Annotated in this window: 14 protein-coding genes; 7 read left to right on the forward strand and 7 right to left on the reverse strand. The window is 55.4% G+C overall.

Features of this window, described 5'->3' with window-relative positions; all coding sequences use genetic code 11:
- Nucleotides 1–145 precede the first annotated feature (145 nt).
- Nucleotides 146–1,432 (reverse strand): PQQ-binding-like beta-propeller repeat protein, encoded by a 1,287-nt coding sequence (locus tag VH413_08610; GenBank protein ID HEX3798750.1) that lies wholly within the window; start codon nt 1,430–1,432, stop codon nt 146–148.
- A 21-nt stretch (nt 1,433–1,453) separates the two neighbouring features.
- Nucleotides 1,454–3,181, reverse strand: a complete 1,728-nt coding sequence (ggt, locus tag VH413_08615) for a gamma-glutamyltransferase (GenBank protein HEX3798751.1) — start codon at nt 3,179–3,181, stop codon at nt 1,454–1,456.
- A 168-nt stretch (nt 3,182–3,349) separates the two neighbouring features.
- Between ggt and VH413_08620 the strand changes: the two genes are divergently transcribed.
- The 4 genes from VH413_08620 to VH413_08635 all read left to right on the forward strand — a co-directional run bounded on the left by VH413_08620 (nt 3,350) and on the right by VH413_08635 (nt 7,214).
- On the forward strand, nt 3,350–4,348 hold the full coding sequence (locus VH413_08620) for a dihydrodipicolinate reductase (GenBank protein ID HEX3798752.1): 999 nt from the start codon (nt 3,350–3,352) through the stop codon (nt 4,346–4,348).
- A 91-nt stretch (nt 4,349–4,439) separates the two neighbouring features.
- Nucleotides 4,440–5,486: a TIM barrel protein gene (locus VH413_08625; GenBank protein ID HEX3798753.1), complete on the forward strand. Its 1,047-nt coding sequence runs from the start codon at nt 4,440–4,442 to the stop codon at nt 5,484–5,486.
- A gap of 43 nt (nt 5,487–5,529) precedes the next feature.
- Nucleotides 5,530–6,675 carry a Gfo/Idh/MocA family oxidoreductase gene (locus VH413_08630; protein ID HEX3798754.1) on the forward strand — a complete coding sequence of 382 codons (1,146 nt, stop codon included), beginning with the start codon at nt 5,530–5,532 and terminating at the stop codon, nt 6,673–6,675.
- Between the two features lie 107 nt (nt 6,676–6,782).
- Entirely contained in the window at nt 6,783–7,214 is a 432-nt protein-coding gene (locus VH413_08635) for a c-type cytochrome domain-containing protein (protein ID HEX3798755.1), read from the forward strand.
- 69 nt (nt 7,215–7,283) lie between these two features.
- On the opposite strand, the gene dnaG is transcribed toward VH413_08635, so the two are convergent.
- From dnaG to VH413_08650, 3 genes are all read right to left on the reverse strand, one after another.
- A complete protein-coding gene (gene dnaG / locus VH413_08640; protein HEX3798756.1) occupies nt 7,284–9,134 on the reverse strand; it encodes a DNA primase in 1,851 nt (616 codons plus the stop codon).
- Nucleotides 9,135–9,189: 55 nt separating this feature from the next.
- The gene (locus VH413_08645; GenBank protein ID HEX3798757.1) at nt 9,190–9,801 is read right to left on the reverse strand and encodes a CvpA family protein; all 612 of its coding nucleotides are present in this window, start codon (nt 9,799–9,801) and stop codon (nt 9,190–9,192) included.
- 133 nt (nt 9,802–9,934) lie between these two features.
- Nucleotides 9,935–11,737, reverse strand: a complete 1,803-nt coding sequence (locus tag VH413_08650; GenBank protein HEX3798758.1) for a tetratricopeptide repeat protein — start codon at nt 11,735–11,737, stop codon at nt 9,935–9,937.
- 124 nt (nt 11,738–11,861) lie between these two features.
- Here VH413_08650 and VH413_08655 point away from each other — a divergent pair, with 124 nt between their 5' ends.
- Nucleotides 11,862–12,848: a DUF362 domain-containing protein gene (locus tag VH413_08655; GenBank protein HEX3798759.1), complete on the forward strand. Its 987-nt coding sequence runs from the start codon at nt 11,862–11,864 to the stop codon at nt 12,846–12,848.
- A 168-nt stretch (nt 12,849–13,016) separates the two neighbouring features.
- Here VH413_08655 and VH413_08660 read toward each other — a convergent pair whose 3' ends face one another.
- The gene (locus VH413_08660) at nt 13,017–13,532 is read right to left on the reverse strand and encodes a glutathione peroxidase (protein ID HEX3798760.1); all 516 of its coding nucleotides are present in this window, start codon (nt 13,530–13,532) and stop codon (nt 13,017–13,019) included.
- A gap of 557 nt (nt 13,533–14,089) precedes the next feature.
- On the opposite strand from VH413_08660, the gene VH413_08665 reads away from it, so the two are divergent.
- Nucleotides 14,090–14,776, forward strand: coding sequence for a PEP-CTERM sorting domain-containing protein (locus VH413_08665; protein ID HEX3798761.1), 687 nt, complete (start codon nt 14,090–14,092; stop codon nt 14,774–14,776).
- 211 nt (nt 14,777–14,987) lie between these two features.
- Nucleotides 14,988–16,451: a hypothetical protein gene (locus tag VH413_08670; GenBank protein ID HEX3798762.1), complete on the forward strand. Its 1,464-nt coding sequence runs from the start codon at nt 14,988–14,990 to the stop codon at nt 16,449–16,451.
- 61 nt (nt 16,452–16,512) lie between these two features.
- On the opposite strand, the gene VH413_08675 is transcribed toward VH413_08670, so the two are convergent.
- Entirely contained in the window at nt 16,513–17,424 is a 912-nt protein-coding gene (locus VH413_08675) for a glycosyltransferase (protein HEX3798763.1), read from the reverse strand.
- Nucleotides 17,425–17,561 lie beyond the last annotated feature (137 nt).

Raw genomic sequence — 17,561 nt, forward strand, 5'->3', positions numbered from 1 at the left:
TTAAAAAGCAATCACTCAACCTGTAGCGGCGGTCTATGACCGCCGTCTTCAATCCGGACGGACCGCGGGTCTATGACTCGCAGCAACTCAATACAAAATTGCCGCCCCCGGCTCACACCACAGTCAAATACTGAAAACTTGAAACTCATTCTCTATTTCCCGCCATCAAATCAAAACAAGTTATCTTCCATCCACGATCCAACCCCTCGCGCACAAACAATTTCCCATCCGCATACGCTGGCGAACTCCAACTCTTTCCACAAACCTGCGTGTGCGCCAGTTCCGTGTATTTTTCCGGGTTCGCCGCGATGAAAAACAAATCTCCCTTGTCCGTCGTCACCAGAATATTTTTCCCCATAACGATGCTCACGGACACCTTGTCGCCGAACCCTTCCTGGTCCCACATCTTCTTTCCGTTCAACGCGTCCACGCACACATAATTTTTTCCAGCGCCCTGGCAATATAAATAATGGTCAACCAGCACCGGCGTCGCGAGATTGATTTTCAAGTCCTTGTCCGTCCAGGACCGCTCCGCCTTGAAAGCGTCTCCTTCTTTCGTAATTTTGAAACACACCAGCCCAATCGTTTGCGAGTTCACGCTGATAGTGTCGCCAAAGATCACCGGCGTCATCGCGTGGCGTTTCGCATCCGTCCGCAAGGGCACTCGCCACAAAATCCTGCCGTCGTCCGCGCCCATGCCCATCAACGCCTCTGACGTGAAATAAATAATCTGTTTTGTCCCCGCGAAGTTCTCAACCAACAGTGAAGAATACGCCGCCTCATCGTTGCCCGTTTTCCATAAAACTTTACCGTTCCGCTTGTCAAAACAGACCGCGCTCGCACCCGCCTTGCTGCCGACCGGCAGAATAATATGCTCCCCATCAATCACGCCGCAGCCATTGTTCCCCCTCCGGCTCGCGGTGCCCTCATTCGCCTTGCCGCCCAAAAATGTCACCCCAAAATCTTTCGCGAAACTTGTCCCCCAAATCACTTTTCCATCCGCCGCATTCAGGCAGCGAAATTCGCCGTTGCATGACTGCGTGTAAACTCGGTCGCCATCCATGATCGGCGTGCTGCGCGGCCCCGGCCCCCATTCATCCTCGAATGAATCGGTCAGCGTTGCGCGCCAGATTTCCTTGCCGGTTTTCGCATCCAGCATGTGCGCAATTTCTTTCCCGTCCTGCGCATCGAGATAAACCAGTTTCCCTCCCGCGACCACCGGCGATGAAAATCCTCCGCCGATCTGCAATTTCCAGTCCACCTTGGGCTCCGTCGAAACCGATACCGGCACCTGTGCATCCGCCGGAACATGTCCGTCCCGCTCCAGCCCGCGCCATTGCGGCCAATCGCTCGCTCTCGCGGAAATTCCCATCGCGAGCAACCCAAAAAAAATACACGCCTTAAAAATTTTGCTCCATTGACGATTTTTCATATGGCTATTGCGCATTCGGTTTTACCATCCTTTTGCTTCGCCCGAGGCCCGCGGGTCCGCCACGCCGACGAATTCTTTTCCGTCCTTCGTTCGCCCCACGATTTGAGTCGCGCCGATCGCGCTCGTGACTCCAACCGCACGACCGCGCGCCGCCAACGCCGCGCGCAATTTCAGCGGCATGGTTTTTTCCACCATCAATTCATCCGGCGACCATTGATGATGCAATCGCGGCTGCAACATCGCATCCTCCGGGCTCATTCCCATGTCCAAAATATTTACCAACGCATAGAGTACCTGCGAAATAATCGTCGGGCCGCCCGCCGCGCCCAGCGCCAGAATCGGCTGGTGATCTTTCAATACAATCGTCGGAGACATGCTCGACAGCGGACGCTTTCCCGGCCCTACCGAATTGGCTTCCGCGCCGATCAGTTTGAAATAATTCGTCGCGCCCGGCTGCGCCGAAAAATCGTCCATTTGATTATTCATCACGATTCCAGTGCCAGGAATCACCACCTTGGAGCCAAAGCTCGTGTTCACCGTCGCCGTGCACGCCACCCAATTCCCTTCCGCGTCCGCGACGGAAAAATGTGTCGTGTGCTGCTTGAAAAATTCCTTGTCCCAACCCGGCGGCAATCCGTGTCCCGGCACAACAGTCGTATGCTCCGGATTGATTTTCTTCGCTAACTCCGCGCCGTATTTTTTTTCCACCAATCCGCGCGGCACATTCGCGAAATCCGGGTCGCCCAGCCAATACGCGCGATCCGCAAATGCCAGTTTCATTGCTTCCGCAATCACGTGCAGGCGAGTCACCTCGTCCATTTTTTTCAGATCGAACGGTTCGAGAATATTCAGCATCTCCACCACATGCACGCCGCCTGAACTCGGCGGAGGAAACGATACCACTTCATAACCGCGATACATTGTGCTTACCGGCTCGCGCAAGAGAATATGGTAATCGCGAAAATCCTGCGCCGTCACGATGCCGCCGTTTTTCTTCATCCAGGTTTCCACCGCCGCGCCAAATGCCCCGCGATAAAACCAATCCACGCCTTCCTCCGCAATATGCCGATAACTCGCCGCCAGATCTTTTTGCCGCAAGGTGTCACCCGCGCCGTAAGTCTGCCGGGAATTCTTGAAATAAATTTCTCTCGATGCCCCAAACTCCCATAAGTCTTTTGCCGACGCTTTTAGTCTCCTCGCATAGCCCGCACTAACGACAAAACCTCTGTCCGCAATTTCCGCCGCCGGCAAAATCAATTCCTTGAGATTTTTTTTCCCAAAATGCGTTTCCGCATAATCATACACGGCCAGCGACCCCGGCACGCCGCTCGCCAGCGCGCCCGTTTGGCTCAACTCCGGGTCGGCTTTTCCATTGCGAATGAACATGTCCCGCGTCGCCGCCCCCGGCGCCATTTCACGTCCATCCAGCGCCACAATCGAACCATCCGCGCGGCGAATCAGCATGAAACAGCCGCCGCCAATTCCCGAATTCGCCCCATCCACCACGCCCAGCGTCAATCCCACGGCGACCGCGGCATCAATCGCATTGCCTCCGTCTTTCAAAACTTTTACGCCCGCCTCCGTCGCCAGCGGAGCAACTGTGGCCACCATCCCGTGTTCTCCATAAGCGACTAATGGCGGCCAGGCTGGTGATGAATTTGTATCTGCCCCGCGAGTCGCCGTTATGACGCCAAACCAAAAGCACGCGATGAAGATAAATTTGCTGATGATTCCAAGTTGCGGCTTCATTCAGTTGGATGCGCGGTCACCATTCGCACTCTTTATAAAGAGCTTCTTGTGCAAACAAAAGCTTCCTTTTCAAACTTACCGACTTACTCACTAACTCATCATTTTATATTAAACTTATGAACACTGAAAACTTGAAACTGCCCTTTTCCTAAGCAACACTTCGCCCGCATGAGTCATACCATCAGCATCGCGCAATACGGCCTTGGCCCCATCGGCATCGAATCCCTCAAGCTCGCCGCGTCCAAGCCCTGGGTGGAGATTGTCGGCGGCATTGACATTGACCCTGCCAAAGTTGGCAAAGACCTCGGCGAACTCACTGGCCTGGCTTCGCTCAAGGGCCGCGTGGTCTATGATTCGCTTGAAAAATTGCTCGCGCATGCCAAGCCCGACGTCGTCCTGCACACGACCGTTTCCAAATTTAAAAACGCTTTCCCGCAACTCGAACCACTCGCGCGCGCGGGCATCAGCGTCGTTTCGTCCTGTGAAGAATTGCTTTTTCCGCAACTGATGGAACCGGAACTCGCCGCGATGCTCGACCAAACCTGCCAGGCCGGCGGCTCACGCATCATCGGCACCGGCGTCAATCCCGGGTTCGTCATGGATGTGCTTCCCATCTGCCTTACCGGCGTCAGCCGCGACGTCCGCGCCATTCATATCCAGCGCGTCGTCAATGCTTCCACCCGCCGCGAACCGCTTCAGAAAAAAATCGGCAGCGGCTGGATTCCCGAGGAGTTTCGCCGCTTGTTCAAGGAAGGCCGCGCCGGTCACGCCGGCTTGAAGGAATCGCTGGCACTGATCGCGCATTGCCTGGGCTGGCAAGCCACGGACATCACTGAAACCGGCGAACCGGTCATCGCCGATCACGACATCAAAACGAAATTTCTCGAAGTGAAAAAGGGACTCACCTGCGGCCTGCATCAGCATGCGACAGCGAAGATCAGCAGCGGCGCGAAACTCGTGCTCGACATCAAAATGTATCTCGACGCCCCAAATCCGCACGATGCCATCCAGATCGAAGGCGATCCTTCGCTGGACGTGGTCATCAATGGCGGCGTCGCAGGAGATCACGCCACCGTGGCCGCCCTCGTCAACACCGCCCGCCGGATTCTCTCCGCCCGCCCGGGCCTGCTATTGATGAGCGACATTTCCCTGCCTTGCTGGTCGTAAGGGCTTATTCCCAAGTGGGTAAATTGTCAGCTCGAAGGAAAAAATCTTGCGCCCTCGCGGTGTTGCAGCATTCAATACTTCCACACCAACCATGAGCGCGAACAAAAATACTTTTCCCAAACTGCACAATGCCATGTGGCCGGGTCTCGTCGGCAAAGGCAGCCCCGGCGCGGAACCCTGCATCAGTCTCGATACCATGCTGGATCTCACCGCCGCTGCCGAAGTCAACGGTGTCAAATTTGATGGCGTGGATTTATTTCTGTTCGACCCGCATGTGAGCATTGATTCCACCGCGGACGGCGTGAAAAAAATTGCCGATAAAATTCGCGCAAAGAATTTTACCGTCGGTTCGGTGGTCGCGCCGGTTTGGCCGCCGACCGGCGGCGGCTCGGCGATGGGCAGCGCCGACGAGCGCAAAAAATTTGTCCAACAAGTGCGCAAGGCCTGTGGCATCGCCGAGCGGCTTCGAGAATTGGGCGTCCGCCCGTACGGCGTGGTGCGCATAGATTCCGCCTGCGGCGTCGGTGAATGGGAAAACGACCGCAAGGGCAACACGAAAAAAATTGCAGCCACGTTTCGCGAAGCCGCGAAGGTTGCGAAAGATCACGGCGAAAGGCTTGCCGTCGAGGGTGAAATTTGCTGGGGCGGCATGCACTCGTGGAAATATATGCTGCAACTCCTCGAAGCGGTGGATATGCCCAAGGTAGTCGGTTTTCAAGCGGACATGGCGCACACGCTTCTCTACACGCTCGGCTATAACGCTCCCGAACACCGCATCGTGCCGAAGAATTTTCATTGGGAACCCGGCGCGTTCCACGAAGCGATGAAAAAAATGACGAAGGCATTGCGTCCCTGGACGATTGATTTTCACGTCGCGCAAAACGATGCCACCGTCAAAGGTTCCGGCTCTCACGACAAAACCGGGCGTCATTGTTTGGCCACCGATCCCAACGGAAAATTAAATATCGCGCGCGATGCCGGTTATTGGCTGCGCGATGGCGCCGGCAAAGTCACCAAAAAATTCAAGCACATCTGCTGGGACGGTTGCATGTTCCCGAACGATGTCATGATGAAACCCGAAACCTGGAACAACATTCTCGCCGCGATGATTCAAGTCCGCGAAAATCACGGCTGGTAAAAAATCCTTTCTTTGCGGCAGCGGTCTATGCCGCCGAATCATTATGAAAAAACTGAACATCGGATTGGTCGGTTACGGTTTCATGGGCCGGACCCACTCCAACGCCTTCCGCAAAGTAAATAATTTCTTCGAACTCGAATATCAGCCGGTGTTGAAAGCCGTCTGCGGACGCGACGCGGAAAAGACTTCGGCCTTCGCCAGGAAATGGGGTTACGAAAGCGTTGAGACGGATTGGCGGCGATTGATCGAACGCGCGGATATTGACCTCATTGACATCGTCACGCCGAACGATTCGCACGCGGAAATCGCCATCGCCGCCGCCAAGGCGGGCAAAATGATTTTGTGCGAAAAACCGCTTTCGATGGACGGACGCCAGGGAAAAAAAATGACCGAGGTCATCGAGCGCGCCGGCGTGCCGAACATGGTTTGGTACAATTATCGCCGCGTCCCCGCCGTGACCATGGCCAAGCAGTTGATTGACGAAGGCAGGCTTGGGCGCATCTTCCATTATCGCGCGAAGTTTTTACAGGACTGGACTATCTCGAAAGATTTGCCGCAAGGCGGCACGGGCTTGTGGCGGCTTGATGTCAAAGCCGCGGGCAGCGGCGTGACCGGCGACTTGCTCGCGCACTGCATTGACACCGCGCTTTGGCTAAACGGCAGCATTGATTCCGTCACGGCCATGACCGAAACCTTCGTTAAGCAGCGCAAACATAATCTCACCGGCAAAGTCGAGAAGGTAAGCATTGATGACGCGTGCGCTTTTCTCGCGCGCTTCGCAAATGGTTCGCTAGCTACTTTCGAGTCCACCCGTTACGCGCGCGGGCACAAGGCGCTCTACACTTTCGAGATCAACGGCGAACACGCGTCCATCGCCTGGGACTTGCATGATCTTCACCGACTGCAATATTTCGATCATCGTGACGAAAGCCGCCTGCGCGGCTGGCGTTCCATCCACATCACCGACGGCGACCAGCCTTACATGAAACATTGGTGGGTTCCCGGTTTGCAAATCGGCTACGAACATACTTTCATCCACCAGGTCGCTGATTTCCTCGAGGGATTGGAAACCAGAAAACCCGCACATCCCAATTTCCGCGATGCACTGGAAACCCAATATGTCTGCGATGCCGTCCTCAAATCCGCAAAAACCGGCAAATGGCAAAACGTCCCCTCAAATAAAAAGTAGTGCGCAAGATTGCCCGAGTGAGAATTAATTCATGCGAATCCCTTTGACTACGGCATATTTTTGCCCAATGATTCCCTGACCATCGAACATGAAAATTAACTAATCCGATGAACTACAAAACCCTTACTGTTGCCCTTACTGCCACTCTCGCGCTCAGCCTGTTGACGGCTTCCGCCGAAGACAAAAAGCTCGACGCGAGCAAGCTGCCACCGGCGTCCACCATGACCGGCGTCACCTACGACAAAGATATCAAACCCATCTTTGATAAAAATTGCGTGAAGTGCCATCACGGCGAAAAGGCCCACGCGAAACTGCACCTGGACACGATGGAAGGCGCGATCAAAGGCGGCAAAGAAGGCCCGGACATCATCTCCGGCAAGAGCGGCGATAGCCCGCTGGTTTATGCTGTAGCGCACATCGGCGATGACGATGATTTCATGCCGCCCACCAAGAAGATGAAAGACGGCACAACCCTGACGCCGCTCACTCCTGAACAGGTCGGCCTCATTCGCGCGTGGATTGATCAAGGCTGTAAATAAGCGGCGAACTCTTTTCACACCGCTTTGGCTGGCAACGGCGAAAGCGGTTTTTATTTGTACACATGAAAATCAAAACGGCTCTTCGCCGCGGCCATCGAGCGGCGCGAGCGGCTGCCGTTTCAACTGGCGTAAACTTTGCTGGCGCTGCATTACTTCCAGGCGTTCGTCATCGCCAAGTTCGGGCTGCGCGGCGCGATGAGTCAGGGCGGTGAGTTGCCGGTCAACAAACTGATTGCGCAACCGCAAAACGATGTCGGTCAGTTGCTGCATCGTGTTTGGAATCGGGCGGTCTTCAGCGGTCGCTTCCGTGATCATCCGCCGCAATTCCACCGCTTCACATTGGGTCAATAAGGCAGCGACTCCCTGCCACGTCCCAGCTTCGCGCATGCTTAGGCGGATCAACAAAATTTCCCGCACGCGATGATGCAGCACCCATTGAGGATCAAAATGCGTGTGAATCCATTCCACCGTGTCTTCATGCAACAGCAAAATTTTTAGCAGATAATATTCGAGCGGCGTTGGTTTAATTTCTGGAACCGCGGTCGAGCCGGCCTCCGCTGAAAGCGAAGCTTCCGCCGCCGCATTTTCCTGCTCAATCGCCGTCGGCCCGCGTTTGAGACGCGAAGCTTTTTTAAATTCAGTTCGCACCGCCTCGGGTGAAACGCTCAACCGCAGCGCGGTCTTTTGCGCATATTTATCAACGAGGACTACGTTGCCAGTTTTATGCACCGCCTCGGCCATCGCTTCCAACACCGCTAATCGGCCTTTGTCCGTTGCGAGATCATTGGTCGCGCACAAGCGATTCAAATAATAATCAAAAAATCCATCCGCCTTTTCGATTAATTGTTTGAACGCTTCACCGCCGAATTCCTTGATGAAACTGTCCGGGTCATGCGGCGCAGGAACCAACGCCACGCGAATCGCCAGACCCGATGCCAGCAAACTATCCAGCGAACGTACCGCCGCATTCTGTCCCGCATTGTCCGAATCGAAACACAACACGACTTCATCCACGTAACGCTTCAATATTCGCGCATGGTCCGCCGTCAGCGCCGTGCCTTGCGGCGCGACGATATTTTGCACACCCGACATGAAACACGCGATGAGGTCCAACTGCCCTTCGCACACGATCGCCGATTGCGCATCCAGCAAAGCGCGCTTCGATTTATCCAAACCGAAGAAAACTTTTCCCTTCGTAAAAATCGGCGTCTCTGGTGAGTTTACATACTTCGCCGTTTTCTGGTCGCCGGACAAAACACGTCCGCTGAAACCGATGATTCGCGCTTGCTCATCGCAAATGGGAAACATCAGCCGCCCGCGAAACCGGTCGTAATGGCCGCCTCCATCCTTGGCCAAAATCAAGCCGCCCTGCTCCACCAGCGCCAGCTCGTGGCCTTTGCTTTTCGCCCAATTCACCGTGTCGTCCCACGCATCCGGCGCATAACCGAGCCGAAAAATTTTAATCGCTTCTTCCGATACGCCGCGCTTCGCCAAATAGTCGCGCGCGATTTGTCCACCGGCTTCAGTCGCGAGCGCGTTCTGCCAGCGTTGCGCAATCTGCTCGTGGATTTGCAGCAGGCTGTCTTTGATGTGGCGGGTCTGTTGCTGGGCGGGATTGTTTTCGGTTTCCAGCGGAATCTTTGCTCGCTCGGCAAGTCGCCGAACCGCATCGGGAAAAGGAATGTTCTCGTACTCCTGAACAAAGGTAAAGACATCTCCGCCCTTGTGGCAGCCGAAGCAATGAAAAATTTGCCGCTGCGGATTGACGTTGAAGCTCGGGCTCTTTTCCTTGTGGAACGGGCACAGCGCGACGAAGTTTGCGCCCGCGCGTTTTAACGGCACGTACGAACCGATGATGTCCACGATGTCACTCGCGGACCGTATGCGCTCACGCGTATTATCCGAAAAAAATTCAGCCATGCGACGGCGCGAAACACAGTCCGGCACCGTAGCTTGTTTTATCCTGTCGCCGCGCTTATGGCAAATCGTCTTTTGCCCGCTTGACCTTAACGACTTCGGATTTTGTGGAAGCGATCAACAGGATTCCCGCACGTTGTTTGACCAGGTTGCCGAGGAGGGAATCACGGAAAACATCCTGTTGAATGGTGGAAAGTTCCGGGAAGAAATTGCTGCCGAAAACGTCATTCTGATACGCGCGCGCCGCGGTGATGTCCTGGGCGCTGTAATAAGGCGCGTTCAACAACGCCAACCCAGCGATCAACATGCAACTAAAGCGTATGCCGCCCGCGATCATTCCCAAATAATATTCCCCGCCGCCGAAAACATCGCTGCCGATCAATTTCCCTCCCATCGCTTTTTTAAGCATCGAAAACGCGATCTTCGTCACGATTGCCGCCGCGATATAAATAGCGATGTAACAGAACAAATGGCTCACCGGCGAACTCATCGCCAGCATGTCGCCGACGGGTTTATAAAGAAATGCGCCCGCCAGGATGATAGCCACCCATTGGAACGTCACCATGATTTCTTCCGACATCCCGTGCTTGCGACCGCGATTCATTCCGAACAGCACCGTGATCAGCACCAGGACATCAAACCAGTTTATCAACATGTGATTGGCGTGCATAATTGCTCAATTTTTGGACACTTTTCAGGTGTTTCAATAATTGAGTCATTGAGAAGCAATTTCCTCGCCAAGTATGGAAAAGAACTAATCAACTAACGGGGACGGCGAGCGTACCCGCGAGCCGTAATTAGGGCTAAGGATTATTCTGAAGCCAATAACGGATCGCTGTCGCCTGCGCATTGCGCGGGTCCAATTCCAGCACTTTCAAATAGTGCGCCCGCGCCGCCGCCGGTTTGTGGAATTGTTCGGCATATAAATTTCCCAGCGTGAGATGCGCCAGCGCCAGATTCGCCGGAGAGGCTTGCGAGGAATTGTTCGCCAAAAGTTTTTCCAATTCCTGCGCGGCGTCGTAAAAATAATTCGCCTTCTTCAGCGCGAGCCCAAAATAAAAACGCGCGTTGAACGATTCGGGATTGATCGCCAGCGCCAGTTCAAACGCCCGCAATGATTCCGCCAGTCCACCCGAATCCAACGCCGCCAAACCCAAATCTACCTGTGCATCAAAATCACTCGGGTCCGCTTGCGTCGCCGAACGATACCACGCCACGGCGTCTTCGAGGCGATGATCGCGTTGCGCATCGCCGCCTTTGCCGAGCAGGCGTTCCGCTTCAGTGCGATTTCCCGGTTCCGGTTTGGTCGGTGAGAGATACGGGTAGCGCGCCAGCGTGACCGCGTGAACCGGCGCCGGTGTGGGAGTCGTATTTTGCGCCAGGGTGTTCGTCGTATTGCCCGGCGCAGATTCATCCGGTAACGGAGTCGTGCGCGACGGCGGCGGCGCGGGTGAAGCCGTCGCCGGTTTGCTCTGATGACGAAATAATCCCATTGGGTTGAGGCGTGAAAAAAATCCGCGCTTCTCGGTTTTGGTTTTCGCGACCACCGCCGGGGGTTCAGCCGTGTCGTCGTCCATGTTGGTCGTAGCGATCGCCGAATTCGCATCGGCCGTCTTGATCGCAGGTCCCTCAGACAACTGCACCACTTCCGGTTTTGTGTTGAGTTGGACTGGCGGAGACGGACGCGGATTTTGCGCGACAGTTGCCGGAGGACGGGTAACCGCGGTCAAGTTCTCCGGCGGGATAATATTGGAGACGTTCGTAGCCGGAGGGCGAACAACATTGTTCGTTGCCGGATTTATCGCCGCAACGACATTTGTCGCCACTGGTTTTGGCGGTGGGTTGAGTTCAAGTTCGAGTTGTTGCGCCGCGGCATTCACGGAATCCCAATTTGCCGCCTGCGCGTTTTGCGTGAGATATTGTTTGTACTTTTCCAGCGCGAGCGCGCGATTGCCCAAATAAATTTCCGCGATTCCAAGATTCAGCAAAGCCGGCCCGTAATTCGGTTGCGCCTTGAGCGCGCTGTTGAAATCGGTGACGGCATCCCGCAACCGCCGGCGCTGAAGCTGCACCATGCCCAGGTCATTGAGGGCCTCGGCATTTCCCGGGCTCAAGCGCAAAGCTTCGCGAAAACTCGCATCCGCCGCAGTAGCTTCGCCCAACCGCAACTGCGCGGTTCCCAGCTTCAGCCAACCGTTCAAGACATTTCCTTCGCGAACGGTAAACGCAGTCAATTCATTCTTGGCCGCTTCCAGAGTGTCTGGCCGGTCCTGTTCGAGCAACAGGCAGCCATAATTATAATGCACCGCGAGCAAATCATGATTCAGAGCGAGGGCGCGCTGATAGGCATCCGCCGCCTCGGCCGCCTTGCCCGCGTGATGATAAGCCAGGCCGAGGTAATTCCACGCCTGCGCATTCGTCGCCAGGACCGAAGTGGCGACCTTCAGTTCCTCAATCGCTTCGGACGTCTTCCCCTCGTCGAGCAGGCGTTTACCCCGCAGCAATGCCCGCGGCCCGGCCGGCGTGCATCCCGCAAGCCACACTGCCGCCACGGTCATCAGCAAATACTGAATCCAATGCCGCAACCGCTTTTTCTTGGTCACCATTCCTCCGTGGTGGTAGCATTCGCCGCCATAAGTGTCAAGATACGCACAGCATAACCAACTTCGTCCACGCCGCATTTGCCGGTGGTGGTTTTCATTTTTCATTTTTCTTCAAATCACATCCTCGTTGCGCGCCGATTCCGCCCGCCCCGCCGCGACGACCAACGCCCCGGACGCGCGCGTGGTGATCGTGGAAGATCCCGGCGCCACGTTCGACCTGCAACCCGTCCCGGACAAAATCCAGAGCATGGTGGATCACGCCATCACGACGCTCGCCAATAAAACGAACGTCAACGACGCCTGGAAATCCTTCGTCTCCTCCAAGGACGTCGTCGGCCTCAAAGTTCTTTCCGCGCCCGGGCCGAACAGCGGCACGCGCGTTCCGGTCGTCGAAGCCGTCGTCAAAGATTTGCTCGCTGCCGGTTTGCCCGCGACGAATATCATCGTGTGGGACCGGCATTCGCTCGAATTGCGGCTCGCCGGTTTCTACGAATTGCAACGGCGCTACGGCATTCGCGTGGAAGGAAGCGTCGAGGCCGGTTACGACGATTCCCAATTCTACGAAATGCCGCTGCTGGGCACGCTCATCTATAGCGACCTGGAATTCGGTCGCAAAGGGCAAGGCATCGGCCGCAAATCTTACGTCTCGAAAATTGTTTCGCATGGCATGACCAAAATCATCAACCTCACGCCGCTGTTGCATCATAATATCGTCGGCGTGTCGGGAAATCTCTTCAGCCTCGCGCTCGGCAGCGTGGACAACACGGCTCGTTTTGAGGGCAATGCCGAAGACCTCGCGCGCGCTGTCCCGGAAATTTATGCGCTGCCCATCCTCGGTGATCGTGTCGCATTGAACATCGTTGACGCCCTCATTTGCCAATACGACGGCCAGAACAGTGGCTTGCTCCATTATTCCGCGACCTTGAATCAACTCCGTTTCAGCCGCGACCCTGTCGCGCTTGACGTCCTTTCGCTGGAAGAGATCAACCATCAGCGTGAACTCGCGGATGTCCCCTCCACTGGCAAGACCAACACCGACCTTTACTCAAACGCCTCACTCCTCGAAATCGGCATCAGCGACCCGCAGCACATTCAAGTCGTGAAAATCCATTAACTGAAAACTCCCGGAAGTCAGCGACTCCATTACGGACCGCGGGTCTATGACCCGCAGCAATATGCAAGTAAGATTGCCGCTCAAGACTGATTCCAGGGTGGCTTGACCGAATGAATCTTGCTGCGGATCACAGAACCGCGATCCGCTCGGAGCCACTCTCGCTCCTCATTACTTCTTCGCCACCGCCGCATCAATCGCCGCCGTGACCTTCGGCGATTCCGGTTTGTCCATCGAACCGAAGCGATCCACAATTTTCCCATCGCGACTCACCACGAACTTATTGAAGTTCCACGTGATGCCCCCCGGGAATGGCGAACTCTTACCCGTCAACTCGGCGTAAAGCGGGTGTTGCTCGCCGCCTTTCACATGCAATTTCTCGAACAGCGGAAACGTCACATTATATTTCGACGAACAAAATGTCTTGATCTCCGCGGCGGTTCCCGGCTCCTGGCCCATGAAATCATTGCACGGAAAACCAAGCACCGTGAAACCCTGGCCCTCGTATTTTTTCTGCAACGCTTCCAGCCCCTCGTATTGCGGCGTGAACCCGCACTTTGATGCCACATTGACAATCAGCAGCACCTTGCCCTGATATGCCCGCAGCGAAGTGTCCTTGCCATCAATATCCTTGAGCGGAATATCGTATAACGAAACATTAGTTTGAGCCGAAACAATTTGCGCCATAAGCAAAGCGAGAAGCAGAATAATCGTTTTCACCCGCTCACCATAAAAGACACCCTAAAAAAGTCAATCCCCTCAAAGGTGACAATTCTGATGGCAAACCTGCCTCCCCCCCGGCAGGACGCCGCCGCGCCCATATCACCGTTGGTCCATATATTTTTTTCCCCCGTTAAGCGAACTTATCCGAACTTATCCGAGCCAAGGCGAACTTAGGCGAGCCAAACCACTCAAAACTGTCGTTTTTTATCCACCTTTGCCTTCAAACCCTGCGGCAATCGCCAAACCAGATCTCAACTTCCATATTCTCCATTTCAAAGAACCGTCCCCACCATACCGCAGTCCTCAAATACATTCCACCCTTCCATAGGTTACAAACGTTACAAACTCATCCTCGCGCCACATGACCTCACTCGCACAAACTCCCCATCTACCCACCCGTCCCATCCGTCTTATTTCTCCCATCCGCCCGTTTCAGAAACCCCAAAAAAAACCTATTGACTCCTCCCGGCACACGTAGTACTAACTACTACAGTCTCAGCAGTACCAATCCTAAAATTGATATGACTACCTCTAAGCTCCTCAAAACGGCGGTTTGTGTCGCAGTGGCTTCGCTCGGCGTGACCGCTCTTCAAGCGCAAAACCTGCTAACGGATCCAGGTTTTGAAAATCAAACACCCGCGGCAAATGGCGGCTGGAACCTGTTCAATGGCGCTGCCTTTTCCTCGGCTCAGGCTCACACTGGCACCATGTCCATGTTGGATACTGGGGCTGGTGGTTTCAGTGTCCCTGGCAGTGATGAAGTATTGCCAACCGGTCCTGGCGTAGAATATCAATTGACAGGTTTCGGATTAATTTCCAGCGCAATTCCGGCCAACGGAGACACCGATAATGGCATATTGCAAATCACTTTTTGGAGCGGCCCGAATGCTACCGGAAATAATCTTGGCAGTATTGACATCTCCAACGGCGGCATTGCCACTGGAGCCAATAATGCCCAGCTTTCCAATCCCGTCAACTCCAGCAGTCCCGTGGGTCAATGGATTCCGCTCGACACCGGCATCGCCCAGGCGCCGGTTGGCGCTGTGTCACTCGAAGCATTCACCCTCGTGCTGGATCAGGATCCCACTGCGGTTTATTTCGACGATTTGACTCTCACGCTGGTTCAAGCTCCTGAACCCGGAACCTTGACCCTGCTCGGCCTGTCGCTGCTCGGCATTCCCGCTTTCGCGTGGCGCCGCAAGAAATAATATCGCGCTTATAATTTCAAAAACTCCTTTGCCTCGGAAACGAGCAAAGGAGTTTTTTTTGTTTCCTTTCGCAGAAAAATCCTCCCTCCACCACCACTTCTCTTCCCCACCTCCGCGTCTCCGCGTTTAATCTTCCTCTTTCCCCAAAAGATAGACAAGCTCACCGCTTCCCCGTAATCTCACTCCGCATGCATCACGAAAAATCCTCGCCGTGAACCCAGCGCCGGACGACATCTCCAACTCCTCTCAATTCCAGCGCTATATCCCGCTGGCGGTTTGGCTCGTCGTCATTGTCACGCTCGTCGTCATTCCGTTTCGCATCCTCAGCTACGGCTTTCTGCCCGGTGGCGATGCCCGCCGCCACGTGGCCAAAGCCTTCACCGACAAGCCCTACACCGAAATATTATTGCTGCGCTCCGATTACACGATGGACCACAGCCCCGGCTGGGAAAAAATCCTCCGCCATCTGCACGTCACTGGCGGCTTGGACCTCAATGCCCTCGTCGTTGTTTCCGTCGCCGGTTTGATGCTCTGCGTTTTCTGCGCGCCGTTGCCGTGGCTGCGACGCCCCGAAGCCTGGCTCGCCGCGCTCCTCGCGCAAATGATCGCCATCCCCGAAGTCATGATGCGCCTCACCCAGGCCCGGCCGCTGCTGTTCACCGAAGGCGTGCTCATCGCCATCCTTTTCGCGTGGTCAAAGTCCGAAGTTCAAAAACCTTCCTACCTCAAACTCACTCTAACCACCCTCGGCATCGCTCTGTCCGTTTGGATCCATGGCGCCTGGTATCTGTGGGCCGTGCCGCTCTTTGGTTTCTGCCTCGCGCGCGCTTGGCGAACGGCGATGTGGCTGGCCGTCTGCATTGCCGTGGGCGTTTTCGCTGGCGCGCTTTTCACTGGCAAACCCATCGAATTCCTTCGCCAGGCGCTACTGATCGTCGCCGACATTTCCCGCGAACACCTGCCCTCGTGGCTTCTCGTCGGCGAACTTCGCCCCAGCTACGGCGAATTCGATACCCTCGCGCTCATCGCCCTCGTCGCCCTCTGGCGACGCTTGCAAAACCGTCCGCAAACCGCCCTGCTCGACCAGCCGGTTTTTTGCCTCATCATCGCCTGCTGGATTCTCGGCTTCAAGGCCGACCGTTTCTGGGCGGATTGGGGCGTGCCCGCCGTCCTCGTGTGGCTCACGTTTCAATTCGAAGAATTGCTCCCCACGCTCACCTTCGCCGGCGCACCGCGACGCCTCGTTCTCTGCGGCCTGATTGCGATTCCGCTTTTCCTCCACGCCACCAACGACCTTGACCGCCGCTACACCATCAACCTCAGCGAACCATTTCTTGATGCCTCCGACCCCGCGCTCGCCGGCTGGTTCCCGGACAAAAACGGCATCTTTTATAGCGCGCAAATGGAACTGTTCTACAACACCTTTTACAAAAACCCGCAAGGCGATTGGCGTTACATCCTTGGGCTCGAGCCCGCGCTGATGCCCGATGAAGACCTCCACACCTTCCGCACCATTCAATTCAACAAATTCGCCCTGCCCGCCTACGAGCCGTGGATCAAAAAAATGCAACCCGCCGACCGCCTTGCCCTCTACAGCGCCGGCGAACCCAATCTCCCCGCGCTCCAATGGCACAACGCCGTCGGAAACCTCTGGATCGGCCGCAAACCCAGATAAAATTCAACTACGGCACGGCGAGCGTACTCGCGAGCCCCATCTTTTCCCCTCCACAATTCCCTCACCGCCACTTCCGAATCAACTTCTCCACTTCCAGCAACCGCAGATTGATACTATTCAACACCAGCCCCAGCCCCACGCTGAACGCCGATAAAATCACCAGCGCGGCCGCCAGCACCGCGCTCGGCACGCTGCGGACAAAATGCTCGATCAAAAATTCCTCCACCGGCCAGATGCTCACCAGCATTCCTGCGATGAACAACACCAGACCCAGCCCGCCAAAAAAAGTCAGCGGCTTGTACGAACGGATCATCAAAAATAATTTCATCAGCACGCGGATGCCGTCCGAGCCCGTCTTCAATTTCGATTCGCTGCCTTCGGGCCGTTCGCCGTACGGCGCCTCAACCTCTTTGATCACCAACCCGCGATACAACGCCTGCAACGTCAGCTCCGTCTCCACGTCAAACCCGCGCGCCGTGATTGGAATCAATTTCGCCGCTTCCCGCGTAAACGCGCGATACCCCGAAAAAATATCGTTGATGTCCGACTTGAACATCCAGTTGATGATGCCGCACACGAGCCGGTTGCCGAGGATGTGAAAATTGCGAAACGACTTGTCCTTGAATTCAAACAACCGGCTCGCCACCGTCATGTCCGCGTCGCCGTTGCGGATCGGCCCCAGCAAAACCTCCACTCGGCTCGCGTCATAAGTCCCGTCGCCATCCACCATCACATAAATATCCGCCTCGACCTGCTCGAACATCGAGGCCACCACGTAACCCTTCCCCTGCCGTTTCTCGCGCCGCACAATCGCACCCGCTTCCCGCGCGAACTCCGCCGTACGGTCCGTGCAATTATTATCAAACACATAAACCTCCGCCTCCGGCAGCGCCGCGCGAAAATCCCGCACCACCTTCGCAATAGTCTTTTCCTCCTGATAACAAGGAATCAACACCGCAATCTTCGGTTTCAAATCATTCGCCATATCGAATTACCCAAATAAAAATCTAAAATCAAACTGTCTAGCCACGTCCGCAAACCCAAACCTTCTCATTAACCCCCAGCTTAAGCTGGGGGAATAAAACACGAGCGCCCACCACAAACCGTTTT

Source organism: Verrucomicrobiia bacterium (assembly GCA_036268055.1).
GTDB lineage: Bacteria > Verrucomicrobiota > Verrucomicrobiia > Limisphaerales > Pedosphaeraceae > DATAUW01.